General features: G+C 46.0%; 21 protein-coding genes. 1 reads left to right on the top strand and 20 read right to left on the bottom strand.

Annotated features, from left to right (window positions below; translation table 11 throughout):
• Positions 1–18: 18 nt before the first annotated feature.
• Complete coding sequence (locus ACJJI7_RS15675; protein ID WP_444902643.1) at positions 19–1,497, bottom strand: arylsulfatase; 1,479 nt, start codon at positions 1,495–1,497, stop codon at positions 19–21.
• A gap of 412 nt (positions 1,498–1,909) precedes the next feature.
• Complete coding sequence (locus tag ACJJI7_RS15670; protein ID WP_444901773.1) at positions 1,910–2,956, bottom strand: HAD family hydrolase; 1,047 nt, start codon at positions 2,954–2,956, stop codon at positions 1,910–1,912.
• Positions 2,957–3,065: 109 nt separating this feature from the next.
• Between ACJJI7_RS15670 and ACJJI7_RS15665 the strand changes: the two genes are divergently transcribed.
• Positions 3,066–5,369: a tetratricopeptide repeat protein gene (locus tag ACJJI7_RS15665; protein WP_444901774.1), complete on the top strand. Its 2,304-nt coding sequence runs from the start codon at positions 3,066–3,068 to the stop codon at positions 5,367–5,369.
• An 89-nt stretch (positions 5,370–5,458) separates the two neighbouring features.
• Here the strand turns inward: ACJJI7_RS15665 and ACJJI7_RS15660 are convergent, their stop codons facing one another.
• The 18 genes from ACJJI7_RS15660 to ACJJI7_RS15575 all read right to left on the bottom strand — a co-directional run bounded on the left by ACJJI7_RS15660 (position 5,459) and on the right by ACJJI7_RS15575 (position 24,236).
• A complete protein-coding gene (locus ACJJI7_RS15660; protein WP_282950906.1) occupies positions 5,459–6,844 on the bottom strand; it encodes a hypothetical protein in 1,386 nt (461 codons plus the stop codon).
• 14 nt (positions 6,845–6,858) lie between these two features.
• Positions 6,859–7,602 carry an outer membrane lipoprotein-sorting protein gene (locus ACJJI7_RS15655; RefSeq protein ID WP_282950907.1) on the bottom strand — a complete coding sequence of 248 codons (744 nt, stop codon included), beginning with the start codon at positions 7,600–7,602 and terminating at the stop codon, positions 6,859–6,861.
• A gap of 48 nt (positions 7,603–7,650) precedes the next feature.
• On the bottom strand, positions 7,651–8,880 hold the full coding sequence (locus ACJJI7_RS15650; RefSeq protein WP_444901775.1) for an ABC transporter permease: 1,230 nt from the start codon (positions 8,878–8,880) through the stop codon (positions 7,651–7,653).
• A 2-nt stretch (positions 8,881–8,882) separates the two neighbouring features.
• Positions 8,883–9,587, bottom strand: a complete 705-nt coding sequence (locus ACJJI7_RS15645; protein WP_444901776.1) for a hypothetical protein — start codon at positions 9,585–9,587, stop codon at positions 8,883–8,885.
• The gene (locus ACJJI7_RS15640) at positions 9,584–10,318 is read right to left on the bottom strand and encodes an ABC transporter ATP-binding protein (RefSeq protein WP_444901777.1); all 735 of its coding nucleotides are present in this window, start codon (positions 10,316–10,318) and stop codon (positions 9,584–9,586) included. Before ACJJI7_RS15640 ends, ACJJI7_RS15645 begins: the two co-directional genes overlap by 4 nt.
• The gene (locus ACJJI7_RS15635; RefSeq protein WP_282950912.1) at positions 10,318–11,052 is read right to left on the bottom strand and encodes a tetratricopeptide repeat protein; all 735 of its coding nucleotides are present in this window, start codon (positions 11,050–11,052) and stop codon (positions 10,318–10,320) included. The genes ACJJI7_RS15640 and ACJJI7_RS15635 overlap by 1 nt, the downstream gene beginning before the upstream one ends.
• A gap of 22 nt (positions 11,053–11,074) precedes the next feature.
• Positions 11,075–11,329, bottom strand: coding sequence for an acyl carrier protein (locus ACJJI7_RS15630; protein WP_020415023.1), 255 nt, complete (start codon positions 11,327–11,329; stop codon positions 11,075–11,077).
• Positions 11,330–11,331: 2 nt separating this feature from the next.
• Complete coding sequence (locus ACJJI7_RS15625) at positions 11,332–12,462, bottom strand: hypothetical protein (protein ID WP_353375183.1); 1,131 nt, start codon at positions 12,460–12,462, stop codon at positions 11,332–11,334.
• Entirely contained in the window at positions 12,459–13,373 is a 915-nt protein-coding gene (locus tag ACJJI7_RS15620) for an alpha/beta fold hydrolase (protein ID WP_444901778.1), read from the bottom strand. The genes ACJJI7_RS15625 and ACJJI7_RS15620 overlap by 4 nt, the downstream gene beginning before the upstream one ends.
• Positions 13,370–15,337, bottom strand: a complete 1,968-nt coding sequence (locus tag ACJJI7_RS15615; protein WP_444901779.1) for an NAD(P)/FAD-dependent oxidoreductase — start codon at positions 15,335–15,337, stop codon at positions 13,370–13,372. Before ACJJI7_RS15615 ends, ACJJI7_RS15620 begins: the two co-directional genes overlap by 4 nt.
• 5 nt (positions 15,338–15,342) lie before the next feature.
• Positions 15,343–17,190, bottom strand: a complete 1,848-nt coding sequence (locus tag ACJJI7_RS15610) for an acyl-CoA dehydrogenase family protein (protein ID WP_444901780.1) — start codon at positions 17,188–17,190, stop codon at positions 15,343–15,345.
• Complete coding sequence (locus ACJJI7_RS15605) at positions 17,183–18,202, bottom strand: hypothetical protein (protein ID WP_020415018.1); 1,020 nt, start codon at positions 18,200–18,202, stop codon at positions 17,183–17,185. The genes ACJJI7_RS15610 and ACJJI7_RS15605 overlap by 8 nt, the downstream gene beginning before the upstream one ends.
• 2 nt (positions 18,203–18,204) lie before the next feature.
• Entirely contained in the window at positions 18,205–18,744 is a 540-nt protein-coding gene (locus ACJJI7_RS15600) for a hypothetical protein (protein WP_282950918.1), read from the bottom strand.
• Positions 18,741–19,577: a hypothetical protein gene (locus ACJJI7_RS15595; protein WP_444901781.1), complete on the bottom strand. Its 837-nt coding sequence runs from the start codon at positions 19,575–19,577 to the stop codon at positions 18,741–18,743. Before ACJJI7_RS15595 ends, ACJJI7_RS15600 begins: the two co-directional genes overlap by 4 nt.
• Positions 19,574–20,614 (bottom strand): hypothetical protein, encoded by a 1,041-nt coding sequence (locus tag ACJJI7_RS15590; protein ID WP_020415015.1) that lies wholly within the window; start codon positions 20,612–20,614, stop codon positions 19,574–19,576. The genes ACJJI7_RS15595 and ACJJI7_RS15590 overlap by 4 nt, the downstream gene beginning before the upstream one ends.
• Positions 20,615–20,617: 3 nt before the next feature.
• Entirely contained in the window at positions 20,618–21,766 is a 1,149-nt protein-coding gene (locus tag ACJJI7_RS15585) for a type III PLP-dependent enzyme domain-containing protein (protein WP_353375177.1), read from the bottom strand.
• A 128-nt stretch (positions 21,767–21,894) separates the two neighbouring features.
• Entirely contained in the window at positions 21,895–23,364 is a 1,470-nt protein-coding gene (locus ACJJI7_RS15580) for a class I adenylate-forming enzyme family protein (RefSeq protein WP_444901782.1), read from the bottom strand.
• Positions 23,365–23,999: 635 nt separating this feature from the next.
• Positions 24,000–24,236, bottom strand: coding sequence for a hypothetical protein (locus tag ACJJI7_RS15575; protein WP_282950925.1), 237 nt, complete (start codon positions 24,234–24,236; stop codon positions 24,000–24,002).
• Between the last annotated feature and the right edge of the window lie 30 nt (positions 24,237–24,266).

Below are 24,266 nucleotides of genomic sequence, written 5' to 3'. Positions count from 1 at the left end.
AGAGTGTTTTCAGAAAAGTCAGTTACTTCCTGCAGCACCTGCTTCGAGTTGCTTTTGTACTTTATCCAGGTTAAAAGACCCCGGTACTTGACTGGGAGGGTACTCCTTCATCGTTTGTAAGAATTTGGCAGCGAGCTGCTGCATCGGCACCAGCACAAAAGCTCTGTCAATAAACCAATCGTTATAGGTATTGGAGTTATGCTGCGCTTTTTCGAAAGGGTCCTGACGCAGGTTAAATAGAAGAGGAACCCGCAATTCCGTAAAAGGTTCACGCCAGACTTCAAAACCCTTTCCGCGGTTTTCCAGGAAAATGGCCTTCCAGGGTTCATAACGCATGGCTACTATCTGTCCATCGTCGTTCACATAGATAAATTCCTTGCGAGGTGATAGCTTTGCCTTGCCGGTGAAGTAATCCATCATATTGTAACCATCGACATAGTTTCGATATTGCCGACCTTCCAGCTCCACCCCTGACTTTAATTGCTCTTTAATATTGGGATTTCCACCTGCAGCAGCCAGAGTAGGCAACCAGTCTTCATGTGAAACAATACCGGTTAATGTGGTTCCTGCCGGGAATTTACCCGGCCAGCGTACAAAGGCAGGGACCCGATAGGCCCCCTCCCAGTTTGAGTTCTTTTCACTGCGGAAGGGGGTAGTCGCTGCATCAGGCCATGTATTGAAATGAGGACCGTTATCGGTTGAATAGAACACGATGGTATTATCGGCAATTTGCAGGCGATCCAGCAGGCTGAGTAACTTCCCTACCAGGATATCGTGCTCCACCATAGCGTCCATATATTCATTACTGTTCGGGCCCGCCAGATTTGTATGCTCCTCCCGTACATGAGTGCGAAAGTGCATTCGGGTGGCATTCCACCACACAAAGAATGGCTTTCCGTCCTGGTGAGCACGCTCGATAAAGTCTATGGCCGCAGCAAGAGTCTCATCATCAATGGTTTCCATCCGTTTCTTGGTCAGTGGGCCGGTATCTTCTATAGTGCCCCCAGCGAAGGACTTTATGACTCCACGAGGACCAAACTTTTTGCGGAACTCTGGATCTTTGGGATAGTCACGATTTTCCGGCTCTTCCTCCGCATTGAGGTGATAGAGATTTCCAAAAAATTCGTCAAAGCCGTGATTAGTCGGCAGGTGCTCATCCAGGTCACCTTGGTGATTCTTGCCAAACTGCCCTGTAACATATCCAAGGCTTTTCATCACCGTAGCGATTGTCACATCACTCTTTTGCCATCCCTCTTTGGCTCCCGGGAGTCCTACTTTGGTCATTCCAGTTCGCACCGGAACGTTGCCTGCCAGGAAAGCTGCACGCCCAGCAGTACAAGATTGCTGGCCGTAGTAATCGGTAAATGACAACCCTTCAACTGCCAACCGATCGATATTTGGGGTCGCGTACCCCATCATGCCGCGACTGTTAAAGCTGATATTCCAGATACCGATATCATCTCCCCAGATCACCAGGATATTTGGTTTTTCTGGCATTTGAGGTTGGGGTTTACCTTGCTGGGACTGAGCTTGAGCAGGGCTCTCCGGTTGTTTTTCAAGTTGCTCTTGTTCTCCGAGTTGGGGCTGAGGCTGAGGCTGAGGCTGAGGCTGAGGCTGAGGCTGAGCATTAACTTGCCACTGAAGACAGCAAAGTAAACCAATAGCCACTGCTACTCGTCGCGACAGCAGGAAAAGTGAATACATGACGGACCTCATCACTCGCTTTGCGGGCTCATATCAAAACAAAAGTACCTTGCCTGATATCCAGAATATGACCCCTGTTATTGGTGCCAGAGTTCAAATCTTGCACTTTCTTTGAGGGGTAATACAGCAAGATTAGACAAGTCTTTACCCATTGGTGCCTGCTATACCAACACTGCTCGATATGCTTCCCTGGCGAAAGATTTGATTAATTTGGCGCATGTACTTTTTCACCGTTTCTGTCCTCTTTTTCGGCGGTTTGTACGACGGGAAATATCACCTTCCAGTCCTTGGCCATATCTACAACCGTCCAGCCATTGGGTTTCGCAGCTTTTAGCGCTTTATCCAAGCGTCCCACCCTGGAATTGCGATCATAAGCCCACTCCCTTTTTGCATCGGTATGATGAATCAACATCCCAAAACGCGGCCCAGGGCCTGATGTTACCCACTCCAACATCTGCAGGTCCCCATCGGAGTTTCCAGCGGCAAAAATCGGACGGCGGCCAATCATCTGGCTAATACCGATAGGTTTGCCTTCTTTATCATTCACAAATTCGACATCATCAGTAGTGATAACACGCGGCTTGCCATCACCATCCTCATAGCGGGCTTTCAGTCGGCTACCAACAACCTGCTCTGGAGGAATACCGTATAGCTGTTCAGAAAACACACGGATAAAATCTGCGCCACCTCCAGAAACTATATAAGTTTTAAATCCTTTCGAGCGCAGGAAATTTAATAGCTCTCGCATTGGCTGGTAATACATAGCAATGTAGTGCTTTCCTGTGAGCGGATTTCTGGCTGTATTAAGCCAGGAAGCAACAACTTTATTAAATTCTTCTCTGGTCATATCGGCATGAGTCGCACCGATCATTTTCTCCAAACCGGTTCTTCCCTGTGCCAACAAGGTGATCATGTCATCGTTGAGAATCGCCGCAAAAGGCTGCTCCGACTTCCATTCAGGGTGTTCCGGTGCCAACCGCTTTACTTCATCCATAGCAAAGAGCAGCTGAAAGTAGGCTGGCTTTTCTGCCCATAAGGTTCCATCGTTATCAAATACGGCTATACGTTGTTCAGGAGGGATGAAATCTGCGCTACCTTCCTGAGTGACCTTATCGATGAATGTTACGATAGCGGACTTTGCAGCAGTACTATTCCATGAAGGAAGTGGCGCACTACCACGTTCGTTAGCAAAGCAGGCATATGCTGACACGAGTAAGCCATATGCAAACAGATACGCTTGAATCCTGACCATACCCACAAACCACCCTAATGGTTAAACGTTACTCTTTGGCGGCGAATGAACTAATCTTGCTTTAGCAATCCCAGAGCCGAACTGGGTTATTCAGGACTACGCAAGAATTATGATAAATATAGTCAGCGGTATTTCCCGACTTGTCGTGCTCTTGAGTCTTCAAGCTCTGATTGCTTGTGGGCCGAATGATCGCAGTATGTCCAAAGTAGATAAGGTTAAAAACCTCGATACCTCCACAACTCATAATCAGCAGATAGATCAAGCTGCGCATAAAGAAACGACTTATGTAGGGTCTAAATTTTGCGCTCACTGCCATAAGGAAGAGACCAGCGCCTGGCAAAGTTCCCACCATGCTTTTGCAATGCAGGAAGCGAATGAAGGGAGTATCCTCGGCGATTTTAATCAGTCAACTTTTACCTATGAGGGTATTACTTCCACCTTCTATAAAAAGAAAGGGGACTATTACGTCAATACTGATGGGGCCAACGGCGAGCTAAAAGATTTTCCTATTGCCTATACATTTGGCGCAGTACCACTGCAACAATACTTGATTCAGTCTCCCGGCGGACGCCTTCAGGCACTCAGTATCGCCTGGGATAGTCGGTCCAAGGCAGAGGGGGGGCAGCGATGGTTCCACCTATATCCAGATGAGAAGATCTCACATAAGCACTCCCTACACTGGAGCGGCATCAATCAAAATTGGAATTTTATGTGTGCGGACTGCCACTCCACAAAACTACAAAAAAATTACGACCTAAATACCGATAGCTTTAAAACCAGCTGGTCCGAAATCAATGTTGCTTGTGAGTCCTGCCACGGGTCAGCATCCAAACATCTAGAGTGGGCTGAGAACAAGCAGTTAAAGATCAAAAATTTTGGATTTCCTGTTGAACTGCATTCGGTCAGGGCGACCAATTGGGAAATGGACCATGAAAGTGGCATTGCCAAAAATAAGGTATCCAAAAAAAATCAAGAGCTACAAACCTGTGCCCAGTGTCACTCCAGGCGCACTACTTTCTTTCCCGGCGCAAAAGCTGGCAGCCAATTTCTGGATCACTATAATCCCGCCCTGCTGCTACCGCCGCTCTATCATATAGATGGTCAAATTAACGAGGAAGTCTATGTTTACGGTTCATTCCTGCAGAGTAAAATGTATGCAGCAGGAGTTACCTGTAGCAATTGCCATGAACCACATAGCTTACAGCTGCGCAGTAGTAGCGATGGTGTCTGTTCCCAGTGCCACCTCCCGGAAAAATTTGCGCAAGTCGATCACCACCTTCACCCTGTTAATAGCTCCGGTGCAAGATGCGTCAATTGTCATATGCCATCAAAAAACTATATGCAGGTAGATAGCCGTCGGGATCATAGTTTTCGAATCCCAAGGCCAGACCTTTCTGATAAGTTAAACACACCCAATGCCTGCCTCAGCTGCCACCAGGAACAAACCAACCAATGGGCAACTGATGTACTGCGCAGAAAGTTCGGCGCCCCCGACAAGTCTCATTACGGCGAAGCGCTTCACGCAGGATTTTTCCAAGCAATCGATGGAGAGAAAAAACTAAGCCAGCTAATTACAGATTCCACACAGCCAGCAATTGCGAGGGCGACCGCAGTAACCCTACTCCCCCAGTATTTCACACGTCATTCCGCCCAGCTATTACAGGCAATAGCGCAAGGTAACGAACCGCTTCTCAGTTTGGCTCTAGCCCAATCACTGGATAGAGTACCAGCACAATTTCGCCCGGCACTGGGCATTCCCCTTCTCTTTGAGCGTGAACGCATAACACGCTCGCTAGCCGCCAATGCACTGGGATCATTGCCCCTAAATAATTACCCAGGCCCCGTTCAGAAGCAGTTTTACACAGCACTTAAGGAGTACACCGCCTCAGAGTTATTTAATAGTGATCGCCCGGAATCCCTGGTCAATCTGGGCGAACTACACAGACAGAGAGGTAATTCCAGCCAGGCAGAAGTTTTTTTTCGGCGAGCAATTAAGAGTGCCCCCTATTATGTCCCTGCCTACGTGAATCTGGCGGACCTGTATCGAGTTGAGGAGCGTGAGGAGGAGGCTGAGAAACTACTGCGGCAAGGCCTGAATCGAGCCGAAAGCAAAGCGGCAGTTCAGCACTCCTTGGGGCTATCTTTGATACGGCAGAGCCGCCACTCAGAGGCAATTTACTTTTTGCAACAAGCTGCAGAAGCCCAGGAAACCAATAGTCGCTATATCTACGTATATGCTATTGCCTTACACTCGGCCAAAGAACCATTGCAGGCACTTTCAGTACTTGAAAAAGGATTGGATCAGTTCCCATCCTCACCAGATATATTGCAGGCAATAATCTCTATTCATCGTGAATCTGGCAATCTCGAAAAAGCAAAAAAATATGAAGTACTACTTACTGGAAACTATTAAATACTTTGGGTTAAATAGACCTGTTAATTCTATATAAGTATCAGAGAACACTTTGCTATTCCAGTTATACATCCTCTAGTATAAAAAAACTAGAAATCGTAATAGAAACTCAATCGCAGTAGATGCTCACTGGGAATCAGGCCAAATTCACAGTTATCACAGCCGGAAAATACTTGAGCCTGAAGCCTTGTACTGAAATGTTCTGTCCAATTCTGGATAAATTCCAGATTGTGGTATTGACTCTGATCGTCAATATTGTATTGGATACTTTGACGATATTGGAATTTACGCTCTACACGCGTATTGCCCCACATAAAAAACAGATATTCCCGTCGTAGCTGCCCCACAGATAACAAGCCGAAGCTATCAATCAGGAAATTAAAAGCTGTGTGCGCCTCTGTTGTTTGTAGGCTTGTCAGGGAAAAGCCTGGCTGAGTGAGATTCAGCTTAGCTACATCTATTTGCTCAATTACCTGATCCCAATCTTCCGCTGTATAACCATGTTCGTTATACAGATATTCTGCCGTAATATCCCAACCATCATTTAAACTTACTTGGGTGCCGAGAACTGCTTTCAAGTAACCGCGATCCTGCAGGTCGGCGTATTGCATATCACCTGCCAGTGCTAGCTCCCGCTGGTGCTCCCAGGCGCCCTCAAACCTTAGAGTGATATTATCGTCAGCTAGTGCACTTAAACCAAGGGCAACATTAATATCCCCACCTTCTAGCTGGTGTAATACCAGACGAGTATCCAGGTCCCCCTCACGGTTGAAAACCAACGCATACTGATAATCACTATCGCCAAATGGAAGGTCCAGATTTCGGTCCAAGGTATCTTCCACTTCAGCAAAGTAGAAACCCGTATTCCAATCCCCGTAGCGAAAATCCAGATGAACCATATCCCACCCTTGTTGTTGGGTCAGGTCATCGGTATCCAGGTTTGGGCGATCATAAACGGGCTTGAGTAAATTTGCGGGTGACCAGTTATAGCCATTGCTCCACTGTGGCTTCATGCGCCCAACATTCACTCCAAATCGTCGACTAGAGGAATAGGAGGATAAATAGCCTTCTAATAAGTAGTGGCTGAACTCATCAGAAGCACCTCCTGATTCATCTACTCGATAGTCCCCTACGAGAGCTAAACGTGTATAAGCGGAAAAATAAGAACCGGTAGAAAACTGGCCACTTAAATCCAATGCCAGTTGAGACTCCCTTTCACGAAAAACCAACCCTCCAGGATTAAAGTATTGATTGTCCCTAACGCTATTTTGCTGGTGGTAGGCAATAGCAGAGACATCAAAGTTCCATGAAGCAGAATTTTCCAACATATCACTACCGAGCTCACCCGCCAGATTGGCTTCGGAAGATTCGGTTGAAAACGGATCTTCATACTCCTGTGCAATGACTAAGGGAGGTAGTGAAGCAATACACAAAAAAATAGCCAGCTTTTGCCGGACCAAGCTAGGATTTGCCATGATCTTTACTTCTTTTAATTCAGCCTACCCAGAGAAGCCTTTTGAAAAATAGCCGGATCTAGCGCTTCAAGCTGGTAATTATCAAACTTCATCCAGGTATAGTTATCCTGCATCAGTGCATCAACTAACAAAATCTTGTGTACTTTCAATTCGCCAGAGTACTTTTTATACTCTTTGTAAAATGCTGTTTTCAAGAGGCGGTCGGAGCGGGAATAAAACTCACTTTTTAACGGTTGATGGCCGTCGGCTTTTGCCATCCATACCTTTACTTTGGTATATGCTACGCCGGAAGCAATCGAAGTTAACTCCAACAACCAATACTCCTGCGCTTCGACTGATTCCTCACCAACAATTTTTGCACTGTAGTCCCTGGAGAAGTTAGTGCCCACTACATCTCCATTACTGGTCTCCCCAATTAAACGCTGCGATGGCGCTATTCGGATAATACGGCGGGTCCCCGGAATATAGAGCCACATATTGGAGTCTTCTTTCAACATTGCCCGGCCCCGTTCTCGGGCGGGTGACTCGAAACGAATCAGGGATTTGTCATTGAAGACTTTAACACTGAGCGTATTTGTTCGGGGCTCTTTATCTTTTTTGTAGCTGATATTAGTGATATCGAATACAAATCCTTGATCCCTATAGCCCCTGACCTCATCCAGTCGATTTACCAGGTATTCCGCCGTCACTTCAGCTTTTGACGATAGACTGAAAGCAAGCAAAAACACAATCCAAAAACCAAAGCGATATTTTTCCATCACAATACTCTTTCTAAGCCTCACGTCACTGGATAGCTCGCATTAACATCAGGTAAACCTCAGAGCATTCACTACAGGTATTCTGGATGCTTTCACGGCAGGATAAATACTGGAAACCAAAGAGATGAAAAATCCCAAGATAAAGGTTTTGATTAAAATTTCAGAAACTACAAATACCCGGATAGGGTAATCTTGGGTACTACCCGGTGGGCGCGGCATCATCCACTCCGCATAGGTGATGCCTTTAGCAGCCAGAACGCCTACAAGTAGACCTAAAAGACTACCGATAATACCCAGGAATACGGATTCCAGAAGAATTAACCCGACCACTTGGGTGGGGGTTCCCCCCATGGCTCGAATAGTACCAATCTCGCGAGTGCGCTCCATCACTGCCATCAGCATGGTGTTGGAGATACTTAAAGCCACAATTACCAATACAATAACTGTAATAAAACCAAAGACACCATTGAATAGCCCGACGACCTGGTGATAATAACCAGCCAGATCCCACCAACTCTTTATTTCCAGTTTTAGACCCTGCTGTTGAAATATCCTTTGCAAATCACCAACGACTTTGTCGGTCATTTTGGTATCGTCCAAAAGGACAACCAGCCTGGTTACATCTGAGGTATAAAGCAACTCCTGGGCAAGAGGTAAATTGACGCGAAGTAGACGATCATCCAGCTCTTTTACACCAGTGCTAATCACTCCAGCAATTTGGATATCCACCGCATTGATCGCCCCATCCTGGGTGCTAGCCAACAAGGTCAAATAGTCCCCTATTTCAGCATCCAGTGAATTAAACAGCCCCTCTCCAAGGTGCGCAGCAGCCGCATCTTCAGGAAACAGGTCCTCTCCTGCAACAATATGAATAGCGGAGGAAAGGAGAACTTCTTTCTCCGCATCGATACCAACCCCCGTTATGGCTATAGACTGTTTTCCATCACTGAGAAGCCCATTAAAATTTAGTCGTGGAGCCACCACCAAAGCCTGGATTTGCTCTTCAATTACATCGCTAATCTCTACTAAGTCAGCAGAGGAGATAAGGTATTTCTCTGGTTCAGCCTTACCATACTGATCGAACCCCTCTGCATAAACCTGGATATGACCTAACTGCGAACGAATCATACTCTCACGCATACCATCGTACATAGACTGCACAAAGCCACCAAATATAATCAGGCTCGTGCAACCAAATACAACTGCTGCCAGAGTAATCAGACTACGCCGTCCATTTCTCAGGATATTTAACAGTGCTACTTTCCAACCCAGAGTCATGGTTACAACTTCTCCAGCGCCTGGCGAGACTTTTGCGCCCAATTGGTTTCAGAGCCCGCCAGCTTTGTCCAAAGGCTTCGGGCCTCCTCTGCCTGCTTATTACGACTATAGGCCTGCGCCAGGTAGAACTCGACAAATGCCTGGAACTCTTCGCCATATTTCCCACCTATTTGTTGCTGAACCAGTTCTAGATCTTCAACCGCATAGCGGGCTCGACGAAGGAACGCCGGCATATTTGCACAGCTGATGCCGCGCTGTAACCGGGCACCCAAGTCAAAGGGGGCTTGTTTAACAGCTCTATCCATAATGCGATTTCCCCTTCTTGAGAATAAGGAAAGCTTTGCCAGCTGGTCTGTATAAAAACTGGATCGAAACGAGATCGCTGAACCCAGGGCGGCACTTAGTTCTGAATCATTATCCTGTGACTTCAGTAATTGAGTGATCTTCTCTTCCAGCAATTCCACTTGCGCCACTTGTGTATCGGCCGAGGAAGTGAGCAATGCCAGCTCGGCTAAGTAGGCAACTTTTTTTTGTTCCGGGGTGGAATTTTCATTTAATCCAGCTATCAGTAAAGCCCGCTCACTATTCTCAGCGGGAATCTCAGTGGGTGGTATATATTCTTCAGCCCATACTTTTGATAGATGGCTGGCTAAAATAAAAAAGATAACAAAAAATCTCAGAGCATATTGCTGAGTAAATAACTTCATACCTCTCCCCCCGATTCATCAAGAACAGTTTCTGAATATTTATTGGCCTGCCTATTTTCAGCAAGACTATCTCCCACTAATTTTCCATCCAGAATAGTAATAACTCTGGAAGCCAGGCTGGTCACATAATTATCGTGTGTGGATATAACGAAGGTGACACCCTGCTCCTTATTCAGTTTCTGTATCAACGCCATAATATTTTCAGAGGTTTTTGAGTCCAGATTTGCAGTAGGCTCGTCAGCCAGCACAATATCGGGCCGTGTAACAATCGCCCGGGCTATGGCTACCCGTTGCATCTGCCCACCAGACAGTTGTGTAGGCCTCTGATTAACCTGCTTTTCTAGACCGACATCTTTCAGTGCCTGTAAAGCCCGCGGCTTTGCATCTTTCACCCCCCTGAGAGTCAGTGGATACATCACATTTTCCAAAGCGGTCAGTACCGGTATCAGGTTAAAGGACTGAAACACGATGCCAATATGCCGGTTGCGGAACCTCGAGCGCTTGTGCTCGCCCAACGCCCCGACATTAACCCCCCCTACCTGAACGGTGCCGGAATCGCACTGATCAAGTGCAGACAAAATATTCAGCAAGGTGCTCTTTCCGCTGCCACTCGGGCCTTTAACAGCTAAAAATTCGCCTTTATCCAGGGAAAGAGTGATTTCTTTGAGCGCATCCACCCAAACATCACCCATCGCATAGCGTTTAGATACATTATTAAGTTCAACCAGCATTAGGCTTTGCCCAGGGTTACAACCATTTGACTTAATTGCTTGCAAGCATCCTGCATTGTCGAGGGACAGTCAGCCAGACTTTCTGCCTTCTGAAAATAGTCAGAGGCTATACTAAACTCGGAACTATCTTCCTGCCCCTTAACCCAATAGGCATTGGCAAGAGCGAGATATACCAGCTGCCTGACCTCAGCAGGTAAAGCCGCAGGGTCTTCATCAATTACCGCATTAAACCAGTCTTCATCTTCAAAGACCCGATCAAAGTGACCGCTGATCTCACCAACAAAAGAGAAAGTCAGTAAACGAACCAAGCGTACATTAAAATCAGAGTTCGCCTGTACTGCGGCCGCATCCACTTGGCTCATCGCATTACGCAGCCGATAGAGCTTGTAGATCCCCATAACGGGATCAAACATAGCCCCGGCCAGTTTTCCGTCATTAGAGAAGTAGGCAGCCTTGACCAGCATATTGTCAGGATCTTTCTGGTAAGCAAGGCTCAATAACTCATCTGCTCGATCTATTTCATTGTGATAGCTGTACAGTTGACCAAGCTGCAGCATCAACTCTGTGTCAGATTGATCCTGCTCAAGCTCCGCCTTAAGGAACTGCAACTGCTCAGTTTCTGATTTGCTATAAGCGACCTTTTTAAAATCTATGGGAGCTGCCCCTGAAAACCAGGCAACAATATTTCCGATAAAAAGGCTGCTTATTAGAATTGTTAGCACTTTCTTTAACATGGGCTACCCCCCTATAAGAGATTTACATCTCGACAGAATTCTCAAGTAATTGGTTATCCATTTCTTTAAGAGTGGTGTGTTCATCAAACACCAGATTTTCAGGACTCATAACTCCAGGATAAAGCTGTTCACAAATTAGTATCACTTCAACAATATTGAGTGAATCAACACCAAGCTCAGCGATGGGAGTATCCGCATCGACGGAATCAACATTCAGCATAAGAGCTATCTGCTCACAGAGTTCCTGTACTTTGCTCTCTACGACTGCTGTAGACATACCTAATCTCCAATAACATTACCAACTTTTAAGGGATAGAATCGCAACAAATAATCCAGAGTAAGGGCATATATACATATATGCTGTTCACCGCCGGAATATTTCTGTTGCCGTTTAATAATCTTGGCACTAATCATGGGTGGAATAAAAAACCATACGCGAGAAAGCCACTGGTTACCGTAAAAGAACACCCTTTGAAATGATTCATAGACATTTACTATTGGGGCATCGTCCAAAGAAAATACCGGCGCTACACTGTTTTCCTGATTTGCTGATTCAACAACCCTGATTTCCTTACCAGCTCCAGCAGCTAATGTATTGAGCTGGAACAGAATAAATGGATAGTAAAACTGCTCTGCCAGATAGCAACCTAGGGACTCTTTACTTCCCGAAGCTTCCCAGCTTGACTTGATTAAGTCATTGATCTGATCGGTGTATTCTTGTAGATCAACCCCCTCAACTACGTTGGACTTGTGGGCTCCATTAAAGACATCAGCCCTTTCTTTATTAAGCCCAAAATTTTTCGGCAGACTATCTTTGGATATTTCAAGAACCGAATCTTCATTGTCTTGTAGTTGCTGTGAAATTTCGGCAAAAAATACATGATCGAAAGGAGAAAACAGGTCCGCAGCCACTTTGGGTAGAAGGTTGTAAACTACATCCCCTTTTGCTTGAGGTTTCACCAAAGTCGCATGTAAACCCGGTTGCTCCGGCAAGGTTTCATCCAGCCAAATAAGCTCTTCTGCATTAATCATCACTTCATCGCCAGGAAAAAGCATATGGACATTTTTCAGCAGGCTTTTTCGCTCTGTCGGAAAACCAAAGTATTCCAGTTCGATTAAATAATGAGGATCAACTTTATCGGCACCCACCGCTATAAAAGAAGATAGACATCTTCCTATATATAACTGTTCATTAAAGAGGAAGTGATAAAGGGGCAAACTGAATGATTTGCCAAGCTTAATATGAAAGCTATTGCGATCACTTCGCTGAATCACAGAGTCATGATCTACAAGTGGAATAGCTTCTGACTTTTTGTATTTGGCAGGATATAAATTAAGTAGGGAAAGCTCTGCTCCAACTGCCAGAGTTACGGATTCCACACCCGGAACATCGTAAACCATTTGCTTCACAGGCTTGCCTCCAGCTGATGCTCAACTACCTTATCCAACCAGCTGGAAAGTGGTTTGGCCGATGCCGAAATGGCTGACATATGCGTGGCTTTTGGAATCTCGGTCAGACAAGACTCAACCTGGGGAGATATATACCAGTTCATCACTGTATACAGGATATGAGCGTCGACCACCTCATCATGCTCACCGACTGTGATGTGGCACGGAATATCCAGACTGGCAAACAGATCCGTATATCTTTTGATTGTATAAGCACTCAGGAGATTAAAGCTACAATCAAGAACTCTACCCTGGTTACCGGCATCCGACCCCACTGGAGGAAAGCTCAGCACAGCCATCCGCCTGAAAACAGGAAAGAGCATTGCCAGCCAATACTTCCACAGATTTATTTTAGGCAAATTTTGTTGCTCAGGTCCCGCCATCGGCCGTGCATGTCTTCTCTTGCGGAAGTAACGGATAAAGTACTCAAGGCCTGAAGTAGCAATATCGTACTTCCTGGTTTCCTCTGCCTGGGTTAATGGCGGAGCAATAGCGAAGAAACCCACTATGTCCCGGGTACCATATATCCCAAGGTATCTTAAGCACGCAAGAGAACCTGCACTGTGCCCCCCCAAAATAAGACGACGTACTCCGCGCTGTTTCAGGTGATTAATTAAATCATGCAGATCGTCTTGTAATTGATCTGGATAGTCCAGGTCACCTGGACGGCCTTCACTTTTGCCATGGCCACGCCAGTCGGGTAGACAAATGGTCATCCCCTGCCTGTGCAACATACGTCCAAACATCAGATACCACTGGCTACTAAAAGTACTACCGTGCATACAAATTAGTGCAGTCTCAGTATCATCCGCTGGTAACCAGCGAAATGCCAGGCTCTTACCATCCCTGGCCTTAAAAAACTCCTGAATCACACCGCCTCCACAACATTAATTTCAGAGACTTCTCGATCCATACCCTGCATTTTCCTCTGGTCTATTACTGAATCCATAATGCTATCAGGCTGGCTACGAGCAAATGCCAGAAATACAGGCACCATACCCGGCATGGCTATATATTCCTGAGTTTGCCCCCAGAGTGCCTTGGCTTTCTTAGAAAGCTTTTCAAGCTCAACTTCAGTGAGATCACATGAGGGGTCCACAACTTTCACCATATCAGTGTGAAAGGCATCTTCATTAATCTTAGCCTGAACCGGGAACTCGGTTTCTTCGGAGAGCATTTCGGATAATTTGTCTGAGATTTTATTCAGGAGCCAATCTTTGTCCCCAACATTCAGGTTGGGCCTCTCCAAAAGGTCCGGCAATAAAATACTTTGCTGCACAACCATCCTACTGGCAAGCATCGGTAGATCCAACCTGGCTTCGATTACTTTAAGGAACATCTCCACCCAGAGTTTGACCCTTAAATCAATACGCCACCCATCTTTGCCACTGGTGCCCATCAAGTAAACAAAATACTTATAATGATCGGCTCCAGATTCGAAAAAGCCCTCATCATTTCGGCGGTAGTAGCGCCCCTCGGACTTCAGTACTTCAGCGGTATCTATCAGCTGCTTTTGCAGTATTAATTCAAGAGCCATATAGCCGCGACGCAGGTAGCTCTTGCGTTGCCAGTATTCCTGGTCAAGGTAATTTCCAGACATATAATCCCAGGCTATTTCCAAGAAATAGGCCGCGGTATTGTAAGCCAGTAGCGGCGAGCACAGTTCGGCGGAGTCAATGACCGGATACACATTAGCCACATGTGCATAAAGTCCCTGGTAAAACTCTTTTACTGTTTGGTTGGCAACCGGTAACTGATGATCCAGTACTTCCTGAGCTTTATCTCTGTCAGATTCACAAAGATCCATAAGAATGTATTTGGAAATATGATCATTGAACAGGGCGATCATATCGCCCCCCCCACTAAATAGCGGGTCCAGGAACATAGAAGCAAAGCCGGAAGTTGCCCAACGATCTGGAAAAATAAATTCGTCCGCACGATAAGCTAGCTGGCCCCAGGCCTCGAAATCCACAAGCTCCGCACCCTCCAACAACTCCGCAATCGCACGATATTCCGCCAGGAAATTCAGGAAGCTATCGCGCTTAGTAGGTGGTTTCTCAAATTTAGCCTTTTCTCCAACGATACCAACACTGGTGTAGCCACCACTCAAAGGGATAAACCATACCCAATAGCCATCCCCTGCAAAGTGATTGGTAGAGAGGAAACGGCCAAACGCCCGTTTTCTCCAAGCCTCATCACCCATGGAATCTATATCCTGGATATTCTTGAAACGCCCCCAAGCAGAGAAGTGTTCAGGCACATTTTCCTGCCGGGTTAGTTTTTTATGCTTTTTGGTGAATCGGTTTCGACCACTACAGTCCACTAACCAATGTGTAGAAATCTCCGAACTGTAATCCCCGGCAGACACCAGCACAGAGTGTCGTTTATCTGCTGGTTCTATATTGAGTGCCTTGGCCTTCACCCCCATGACAACTTCAATACCATCTGCGCGATTCATCTCCACCAGATCTTCTTCCAAGCGGGCCCGATCCAGTTGGAAGGCCGGATGCGGTGGAATGCTGGTAGTCCCATGCTCACTCATTTCTGTGAGCGACAAGCTGTGATCAGGCTTGTCATAAAAGAAACGCAGACCATTTTTAGGTAAGTGATTACGGTATAGGTAGTTCACCAACCCCAGTTGCTTCATAAAATAGTGGCCTGTCATTTCGACAGTGGCTTCACCAACTTTCCCCCGAAACTCCTCGCTGGCCTCTACAACAAGGATTGAGATTTCCCTACTGCCTCGCCTTATCTGGCGCGCAAGGGTCAAGCCGGCCCAACCGCCACCAATAATGACAACGTCGTATTCTTTTTCTAATTGTTCGACTGCTTTCATTACAGTTACTCCACATCACTGAGCAGTGAGGCCCAAATCGGCGAGTCGACCCCACAGAAAGAGTCAGGGTCTTGAATTACCTCCAGCGTAAACCTGCTTCTGGGCAACTCATTGCGAATAAAGAACTTGGCACTAAGTATCTTTGACTCGTAAAAAGCGTTATCTGAATCTTCTTTACTCAATTTGCTGGAGGCTGCACAGGCGGCTTCGAGTAATAACCAGGCCAGGGTAATATCCCCCATCATGTGCAGGATACGTGTACTGTACGCTGGGATTTTAAACATCTCTTTGGTCCGGACCCAGACATGAACAGCCTTCAGGGCTGCCTCCAAGTGTTCAAAGGACTGCTTCAGATGATCAAACTCCCCCTTGAATTGTGGGAAGTCTGCCGCCCTGCCAATAAATGCGTCGATTTCAGTCTTATATACCTGAAAGAGCTTGCTGGAATTGCCCAGGCCGAGCTTGTCTCGAATAAGGTCCTGGCTCTGGATATAGTTGGTGCCCTCCCAGATCGCCAGCACTTTGATATCTCGGGCATACTGCTCAATACCCAAACCTTTCAAGTAACCCTGACCACCACAGGTTTGAATCGCCAGCTCGCAGATTCTCCAGGCCTGATCACTGATATAGGCCTTAACAACTGGAGTAAGTAGATTTACCAGACCCTGATGGTGGGCTATCTCCGCTTTTTTGTCGGCATCACCGGCAAAAGTTTTCAGGAGACTTTCCGAAAGGGTCAACTTGGCAATCAGCGCACGACAGCCTTCCACCTTGGATTTCATCTCCAGCAACATACGCTGAACATCCACATGCTCAACAATATTTACACGGCTGGCTGTTGAGCTGAAACTCTCATGGAACCGCTTGCCTTGAAGACGCTTACTGGCATAGGCCAGCGCATTGTAATAAGCAGAGGAAGCCATCCCCAGTGCATAAACACCGGTACTTATCCTGGCCTGGTTCATCAGGGTGAGAAACTGTAGTAGGCCGACATTCTCTCTGTCGCCCAACAAATAAGCCCGACATTGGCCTTTTTTGCCAAAAGTCAGATGGGTATTGGCGCAGCCTTTAAAACCCATTTTATCAGCCAGGGATATACACTCCACGTGATTGAAAGCTCCCAGGCTGCCATCCTCTTCTACCCAATATTTGGGCACTATAAAGCAAGATAACCCATAGGTACCTGATCCGCTTTTCTCTCCTCTGCCCATTACAAAATAAATGGTATTACCTGTCAGGTCATGCATACCGGCGCTGATCAGATATTTTTCACCACTTAGTAAGTAAGTGCCATCTTCCTGGCGAGTAGCTTTGGTTTCCACCAGGGAAACGTCACTGCCAGCCTGAGGTTCAGTCAAGCAAAGACAGGAAGTCCACTCGGAGGTTGCCAGCTTGTCCTTGAAGAGCGCCTTTTGGATATCACTGCCGTACTTTTCTACCAAAGTGGCGGATGGCAGGCAGAAACCTCCATATGTCATAAAACTGGGGTTGGCGCCCATAAACATTTCCAGGAGCATCTGCATAACGAAAGGCGGCAGACCGGTATCCTGTGCCCCATCCACAGCAGCCATATTCCCCCACTCCTCCTTGAAACGTTTCCACATTTCAGGAAAGGCACTGGGGAGTTGAACCTTGCCATCTACAAGGTGGCAACTTTGTTCATCAGCTTCCTGGTAACCTGGCCCTAAGACTTGATAGGAAAACTGCTTTCCACGCAACAAAATATCATCCAATATTTCTGGCGTACAATTTTTATATAGCGGGTGCTCAAACAGGGTTCGGGCTTGGTGAAACTGGTCTTCAATCAGGAATTTGAATTCCCTTAAATCAGCCTTGTAGATATTTCTACCCATGTTTGGCTCCTTGATTCTCTAAAAGGGATCGCCAGCTGCCAGAATTTAGCACCCAGTGAAATATTTGATTGTGCCTTCCCCGATACTTTCTTTTGGGGTAACTCAAGGCTTCACGTACATGTGGAAGGTAGTCCTGCCCTAACGTGTCTCCGATATGCTGCGCCGTACTAAAATCGGAAAAGGCATCCTCCAAAGACAGCGTCTCGGTATGGACCAATCTGGAAAGCAATCTAGCTCGGTCGATTGCGGGACTCACTACCTTTATACACCCTGCTCTACCACCACCACCGAGTGTTATCAGCCAAAGATTCTCAAGTTTTTTCTCAAGAAAGTACTTTCTAATCTCAGCTAGCGGTTTGATACTCAAATAATGCAGGCCATCCTTTTCAATACTTGGCAGCCAGGTTGACCTTTCTGCGCCAGAGAATCCTTTCAATAATCCTTTGGCCCACTTGGATTCAATATCAAAGGAAACTACCTGACTCGCATCATCGAAATTGACGGACATGATTCGCTTTAGACTCTTTACCAGCTCGTGTGCGCCAGTCAATGACGGGGACTGCGATAAAATGTCACAACTTGAAATCTGACAGATGCTCTGCTCGTGATATTTTCTGGTAATCCAGGTGACTGCTACACCGGTAATTACACTGAGGCCATCTTGTCCTGCTTTCACGCCTATGCCCAGGGAGTCCAGGCATTCCTGCTGACGTTCCTTACCCACCTCCAGGTTGATAATCAACGCATCTGCTTCAGCTCGCCGTGAATAACTAAGGATCGCAGCATGAAAGCTGGTACAAGCACTACCTACGAAAAGAATATTGTGGGCGGACTCTTCCAGCTCCGTAATAAACTGCATTACGCGCTGCTCGAGCAGCACATTCGCCTCCCCGGCAGATACGATATAGATAAGCTCAGGAAGTTCAGCAAAACCATCCAGATACTGATTCAGCGATTGTACTAGCTGCTCCGTCTCCCCTTTATTGTCCAACCACAGGCTTTTGATATACATGTCTACGCGGTCCTGTCCTTGACTGTCATTTCTACAGCATCAAATCCAACGGCTTTTAATTTGGTTGAAATACCTTCCACTAAATTCCAATGTAAATCGGAAGGGTCCTGCTCGCAGGCAATTCGAATTTGGATTTTATTATTCCCCGCCTCTAATGGATGCCGAGGGAGTGTGTCTTCAATAGCAATATATGGTTTTCCTTCACGTTGAAGGAATGCCTCTTCAGCGCGTACATCCTGTAACATCAAGACCTTCTCATCGAGAAACTCTTTAGGCATACGCCCACCTGCAGGCATTTGTATCCTAAGCAGGTACGTATCAATCCTGGCTTCAAAACTCTTAATACAACCGAGCAACTCGACGATCAAACGATAGTGCTCGGCAAAGTTCAGCATCATCGGGTTACTATTCACCGGAAGAATAGATATCGCTTCAAAATCCTCTTCCCTATGTAAAGGCAAAGTCCTGGCTGCACAGAGCTTAGGTAGATCTGGGTATGGATTACGAACCAGCGTAGCAGTAATTTCTATCAATTTACTCATACTGCCTCCGACAGATAAAAGGTGCTCTGCTGGTCAACACACACCTCTGCCGTACAGTAGTAGCCATTTAATGCAATAGAACAGGCCAGTATTTTTTTTGGCTGATGAAAATCACCATTGACACCGTGACAGATAATATTCAACCAGGGATCACTACCAAAACAGTGACCCCACCTGTCATGTAAATCGGGCAGTTGCTTGAAACCATTGAGCAATTTGGTAAAAATTTGACGAATATTTTCTGGGAAGAATGGCAATGATAATGTGAGGTCGTCCCTACCAGCTGCCATTTTTCGGATAATCGTTGCAAACTCGGGGGTTGTATTATAGGTAACAGCACAGCTTGCAGTGATATCATGTTTTTCAAATGATTCCACTTCCAACAGCAAAGTACAAAGACCAAATCCGCTATTTCCCCAGTTTTCATTACTCTGCCAAAAACTTAAGTCCAGTACATTGGCATCCAGAATACTGACCATGACATAACGGGCATCAGGGTTCTGTTTTAAATAATAACGAAGGCTATAGCCCCACGAGGCGCATTCATAAGTATTCACAAAGCTGGTCACAGGGACGTGCTGCTCTTTTCCCACAACATTCAAATCACTCTCCGCAATAGCGCCTGTTGTAAAGGGCAATTCGATCATTGTTGAGCAAAGAAAGTGGCGGCCGATCTCTTTCCTTATAACCGGGGAAATTGCTTCAAGTACACGAGTACTCTGCTCAAAGAGAATTTCACTGACGTGAGCAAAAGCACTACGGAGACTTCCGCTCGATGAAAAAGTAATACTTTCGATAGGAGTGAAAGCGGCAGACTTCAAATACAAACTCATACCCGGTGCCCTTTCGCCTTGCTATAGATCTCGAAAAAGCAGCGGTAGGAGCTTCCTTCCATTTTGGTAAATGCCAACAAGTCACGCTGGCGAGCCTTATTTTTTACCTTGCCAGAAGCCACTATATCGAGAAGCAGTTCATTACTGGCAAACTTTGTCGCTAATACCCTGTTTACACTGTGCATTGAAAAGATCGTTGCCGAAGTCTGCTCGTTGCACAGGTAAATGAGGTATTCAATATGTCCCTGATCTGTAACTGAGAGCTCTACCTCTCCCTGATCTTTTAACCACAGCACAAAGTGCATCAAGGACTTTACAAAACGGGGACGAACCAAAGTAAGGAAACGGTTAACACTACCCAACCCCCCCTTACTGAGTAACATATCTTTAGAGACTTGCACACTGCCTTGACAATTACCAAGCTGCAGCCTGCCATCCAGGAAAGGCTTTCCAACAGGTAGCTGTTTTAATTCAGCACAAAGATCAGGGGGCAACATCACCGTGATTGGAAATGGACGCGCAGCCTGTTTCGCTACAACCATGGCAAACCCAAGTTTCTGGGCTTCAATACCATGCATCTTATTAACATTGAGTACCAAGCCCTCGTCACTATCCTTAAGCTCAGTCTTCCAACTTTGCAGGCTGGGCCCGCCGGGATCCGTCATTAAGAAGTGGCCAAAAATCCCCTCCTCTACCCAATGGTTCACCTGCGCTAATTGCTCATCTGTGGCAGTCAGGCTCATCATAATGGAGCCAAAAAGCCCGATCATTTCATGGAAATGCCCCGAAAGCCCTTCATCCCGCACCCTATCAATAATCTGATCGATTACGTAGGTCTGCTCAAACTGCTCTAAAGGCTGCTTTACTGAGGGCTCCCTAAGCGGAGCCAAGTCAGTCAGCGGGTCTTCAATAATCATCGAGGCATCAAATAAGCGAATGCAGGCCCGCTCCAGCAGGCTCTGAAAGGTCGCAGGAACAGGCGAAATCGATGCGAGCTGGTCAGCGACAAAGCCGCCAGCAATGGATTGCAATTCCATGAACTACTCCATCAGGTAGGATTTTGCGGACGGCAGGCTTAGGAAAGGAGCGACGGTATAGCTCGCGTTATAAGCACCACAATGACTAAAAATAGCCAGGTCTCCAGGCTTTACCTCAAGCTCTTTAACCTCACCGATCACATCCTCTTTGTTACAGGATGTGCCGACCAAAAAGCAGCTACCGGCCTCTTCCTCAGGTTTAACTACAGTGCCTTCGCGTAAGACCAGGGGTTGCGAGAATCGCTTGAAAGCACTTTCCGTTTTGGCCAATAGAAAATTCTGGGCCATCCCCCCGTTACAAACACCGTAACGGCGCCCTTCTATCGACTTCACATAGCGCACTTCAGTAACAAAGTAGCCAGCAGACTCCATAATGGCCCGCCCGCTTTCATGGATAATACTGATATGGGAAGGAAATTCTGAAAGAAGACTTCGATATTGGTTAAAATCAAAATTCTCATCCTCCCAGTTCGAATTGAAGCCACCTCCAAGGTTCACAAGCGAGAGCGGGTAGCCTAGAGAATCCTCAAATGTCTCTACAATTTTTAGTGCAGCTTGCGCAGTAGAGTTAGCAAGCTTGGCAAAACTATATGATCCGCGGAAAACATGGAAGCCAGCAACGTCCAGGCCATACTCCTTACAGATTTCAAGGGCTCGAATTGCATCTTCCCAACTCAAACCAAAATGATCTTTCCGGATTCCAACTGGAGGCTCTACAAACTGATCGAGTGTGCTTGGATTCAGGCGCAATATCAGGGGTTTGATCGGCCTCTTGCCCTGAAACTCTCTGATAATTTCCAACTGGAAAAGGTTATCTACTACCAGAGTACACTTACTGGCTATGGCGGCCCGAATAAAGCTTTTGTCCGCTGAAGGGTTATTGATGTAACGGGGACTCTCACCTCTCGGTAGAAGATTCAATTCCCCCACAGAGGCGATCTCGATACCGTCCTCAAAAATATGCCCACAGCGTACAATGAGATCGAGGCAACTGTTTGCCTTCAACGAGTAAATCAGGGATGTACCCAATTGTTCCTTTAGCTTGCGATAATTATTAGCAACATCTTCAATCGAGTATACGTAACAAGGCGTTGAAAATTGTTGTCTATTTTGGTCAAGCTGGGCAACAAGCTTTTCCAAGGAAGCGTTCATGGTATCCCCTAAAGAAATTCAATGTCATTCTTATAATGCGCTTATGTTTCAATCGTATTGATGACTAATAAGTCTCAGCGCTTTTTATTTTTGTATCATTGCAAATAGCCAGAATTAGAAACTCTAACTCAGGCCTGAAACTCTTGCTGCAGTAATTTTCTATCCACTTTACTATTGGCCGTCAACTGAATGCTCTCAGCAAATTTTATTTCCCGAGGTGTGTAATCAACATCCAGATTTTCTTTTAACCACACTTTAAACTGCTGCTGATTTTCCGGCGTATTTTCATGCAGTTCAACAACACAAACGGCAATTTCACTTTGAAATTTATCTTTTGAACCCATCACCACATTGAGGTGTACCTGCGGGCAAGCATCAATAAGGTTTTCCAGGTCTTTAGGGAAAAGGCAGAATCCTGCCTGCTTGATCAGGTCTTTGGAACGTCCCTTGAAATAATAAAACCCTTCATTATCCCTGCTGAACAAATCGCCTGTCGCAAGCCAGTTATCATCTCGATACAGGCCATGCACAATTATCGCACCGCCCTGGGCATTCGGATCGTAATAAGCCTGCATTACCGCTGAGCCACGTACATACAACTCACCGACTTCGTTTTCTGCTACTTCGCGATAGCTATCTGCGTCACTGTCATATTGAAAAATTCGCGCATCCAGACCGGGAACCGGTTTCCCAACCGACCCCATTTTCTCCTCCCAAAGCTCAGGCTCCAGGTACATGGCCCTTTTACACTCAGTAAGTCCATACATTGAAAAAACGTTGAGTTGCGGGCAGTACTCTTTCCAGGCCCGAATCACATATTCAGATAAGTGACCGCCGGTATTGGTGATACTTTTCAGCAGTGAAAGATCCGGCTTCACCAGAGAAACCAGCTTTACTAATGCTGCCCCCATGGCAGGAACGATCGGTAATATCGTGATTTTATTCTCAGAAAGTGCCTTTAACGCATGAACTGGATTAAAGGGCTTATCATAGAGGACCGTCGTGCACTCTTTGTAGAGGGCAAATAGCACCTGGTATAGACCGTAGTCAAAAGATAGAGGTGAGAGACAGAGAATCCTGTCCTGCTCAGTTAAGCGCAGGTACTCTGTGATTGACTCCAGTGAGGTCAGCACATTCTGGTGGGTGAGCATTATTCCTTTGGGCCTGCCCGTGCTACCAGATGTATAAATAATCAGTGCCAAATCAACCCCGGTTACCTCTGGGGGCGCACAAAACTCGAAACGTCTCTGCTCTGAGCGATAAGTCTCTAGGGAAACAACATCACCATCTTTGAAAATTACCTTCGCATTACAGTCTGAAGCTACAGATTGCACCGCAGCTTCGCTCGCATCACCTTTAACTGGCACTACGGCCAGTCCAAGTCGCCAAGCGGCCAGCATAACGGCTACAGTAAAAATATCGCTGTGTGCCCTGACAACAATCCTATCCCCGTTGATGAGACCTAGACTCTCCTGTTTCAACAGGGCCAGGGCCTCCTCACAATGTGAGAGGGTCAATTTTTCGCCGGTCAGGCTTTCCAAGCTTCCATGCCAAGAGTTAGCGACAACCTTATCGAACAGGTCGGCAAGCGAGAACATTCTTAGTCCAATTAATTATTCTAAATTTTTTAACTACGGTTTCCCCAGTTGCTCTTCAAAAACTTTCGGGGTCACCTACATGGGACGATCATTTTATAAAGTTAGCTCTCCATAATGACAAGTACTATCTTGAAATCCTGTGATGAAGTTTTTATTCAGCTACTTGAAATTAAGAAAAGTCAAAAATTGTTAGACATTTTTTGTTTTGTCTATCCGCGACAAACAGACAAAACGAACTCCAAGAATAAAGTTCCCAACCATTAACATGAGCTGAAATTAAATCTTTTTCGTCCACAAAAAATGACAACAAATCTTCCAGTAAGAAAAAAAATCCGAATATTCATGCAATTATTTCAATTAAAAAATGGCTGCCCACTCTACCTTTAGCAAGCCGATTAACTGCCCGCGATTGACAAAAAAAACATATACTAATGACATTTTCATTCAAAAAATTTTTCTTTCCTGAACAACCTTTAATTCATTTTTAATCAGGAAGTGATCAACCATTATAAAGACCACTTAACATATTCGCTCAAAGCTCTTGATGAAATTAATATTATGAGAGTGTTATTCCCAGGTTTTTACAACTTGTCCCTGCATGAATTTCTACGTAATACGCCATCTGTCAAAACATGTTATAAATTTGCGCCACTTCTGAAACTGACAAAGAGTCCATCAGTAGAAGCGACTAATATGTAGTTGCCAAATTCTCTTTTATACGCGCCAGTAAATGACACCTTTTTACTTCTAAAGGCTTCCCTGCGCGGAAAATAACTTACAGATGAAGCATTGGAAGCTATTGCCTTTCCTGTCATTAATCTACTCAAAGGCAACCTCACCAATGGAGGAACAGAATTTGAACCACCGGTCATGGCTGCCTCTCCAGCAAGTACGTCCTTGCA

This window comes from Microbulbifer variabilis (genome assembly GCF_056232115.1).
The sequence above is the reverse complement of the archived record's forward strand: the minus strand, read 5'-3'. Positions and strand labels throughout refer to the sequence as shown.

Bases quoted from the DNA above. Each gene is read 5' to 3' on its own strand.
- ACJJI7_RS15675 (WP_444902643.1), bottom strand. From the start codon at position 1,497: ATGCCAGAAAAACCAAATATCCTGGTGATCTGGGGAGATGATATCGGT.
- ACJJI7_RS15665 (WP_444901774.1), top strand. From the start codon at position 3,066: ATGATAAATATAGTCAGCGGTATTTCCCGACTTGTCGTGCTCTTGAGT.
- ACJJI7_RS15670 (WP_444901773.1), bottom strand. From the start codon at position 2,956: ATGGTCAGGATTCAAGCGTATCTGTTTGCATATGGCTTACTCGTGTCA.
- ACJJI7_RS15640 (WP_444901777.1), bottom strand. From the start codon at position 10,318: ATGCTGGTTGAACTTAATAATGTATCTAAACGCTATGCGATGGGTGAT.
- ACJJI7_RS15590 (WP_020415015.1), bottom strand. From the start codon at position 20,614: ATGGAATTGCAATCCATTGCTGGCGGCTTTGTCGCTGACCAGCTCGCA.
- ACJJI7_RS15645 (WP_444901776.1), bottom strand. From the start codon at position 9,587: ATGAAGTTATTTACTCAGCAATATGCTCTGAGATTTTTTGTTATCTTT.
- ACJJI7_RS15650 (WP_444901775.1), bottom strand. From the start codon at position 8,880: ATGACTCTGGGTTGGAAAGTAGCACTGTTAAATATCCTGAGAAATGGA.
- ACJJI7_RS15605 (WP_020415018.1), bottom strand. From the start codon at position 18,202: ATGTATATCAAAAGCCTGTGGTTGGACAATAAAGGGGAGACGGAGCAG.
- ACJJI7_RS15575 (WP_282950925.1), bottom strand. From the start codon at position 24,236: ATGACCGGTGGTTCAAATTCTGTTCCTCCATTGGTGAGGTTGCCTTTG.
- ACJJI7_RS15600 (WP_282950918.1), bottom strand. From the start codon at position 18,744: ATGAGTAAATTGATAGAAATTACTGCTACGCTGGTTCGTAATCCATAC.
- ACJJI7_RS15595 (WP_444901781.1), bottom strand. From the start codon at position 19,577: ATGAGTTTGTATTTGAAGTCTGCCGCTTTCACTCCTATCGAAAGTATT.
- ACJJI7_RS15580 (WP_444901782.1), bottom strand. From the start codon at position 23,364: ATGTTCTCGCTTGCCGACCTGTTCGATAAGGTTGTCGCTAACTCTTGG.
- ACJJI7_RS15660 (WP_282950906.1), bottom strand. From the start codon at position 6,844: ATGGCAAATCCTAGCTTGGTCCGGCAAAAGCTGGCTATTTTTTTGTGT.
- ACJJI7_RS15615 (WP_444901779.1), bottom strand. From the start codon at position 15,337: ATGAAAGCAGTCGAACAATTAGAAAAAGAATACGACGTTGTCATTATT.
- ACJJI7_RS15655 (WP_282950907.1), bottom strand. From the start codon at position 7,602: ATGGAAAAATATCGCTTTGGTTTTTGGATTGTGTTTTTGCTTGCTTTC.
- ACJJI7_RS15610 (WP_444901780.1), bottom strand. From the start codon at position 17,190: ATGGGTAGAAATATCTACAAGGCTGATTTAAGGGAATTCAAATTCCTG.
- ACJJI7_RS15585 (WP_353375177.1), bottom strand. From the start codon at position 21,766: ATGAACGCTTCCTTGGAAAAGCTTGTTGCCCAGCTTGACCAAAATAGA.
- ACJJI7_RS15635 (WP_282950912.1), bottom strand. From the start codon at position 11,052: ATGTTAAAGAAAGTGCTAACAATTCTAATAAGCAGCCTTTTTATCGGA.
- ACJJI7_RS15630 (WP_020415023.1), bottom strand. From the start codon at position 11,329: ATGTCTACAGCAGTCGTAGAGAGCAAAGTACAGGAACTCTGTGAGCAG.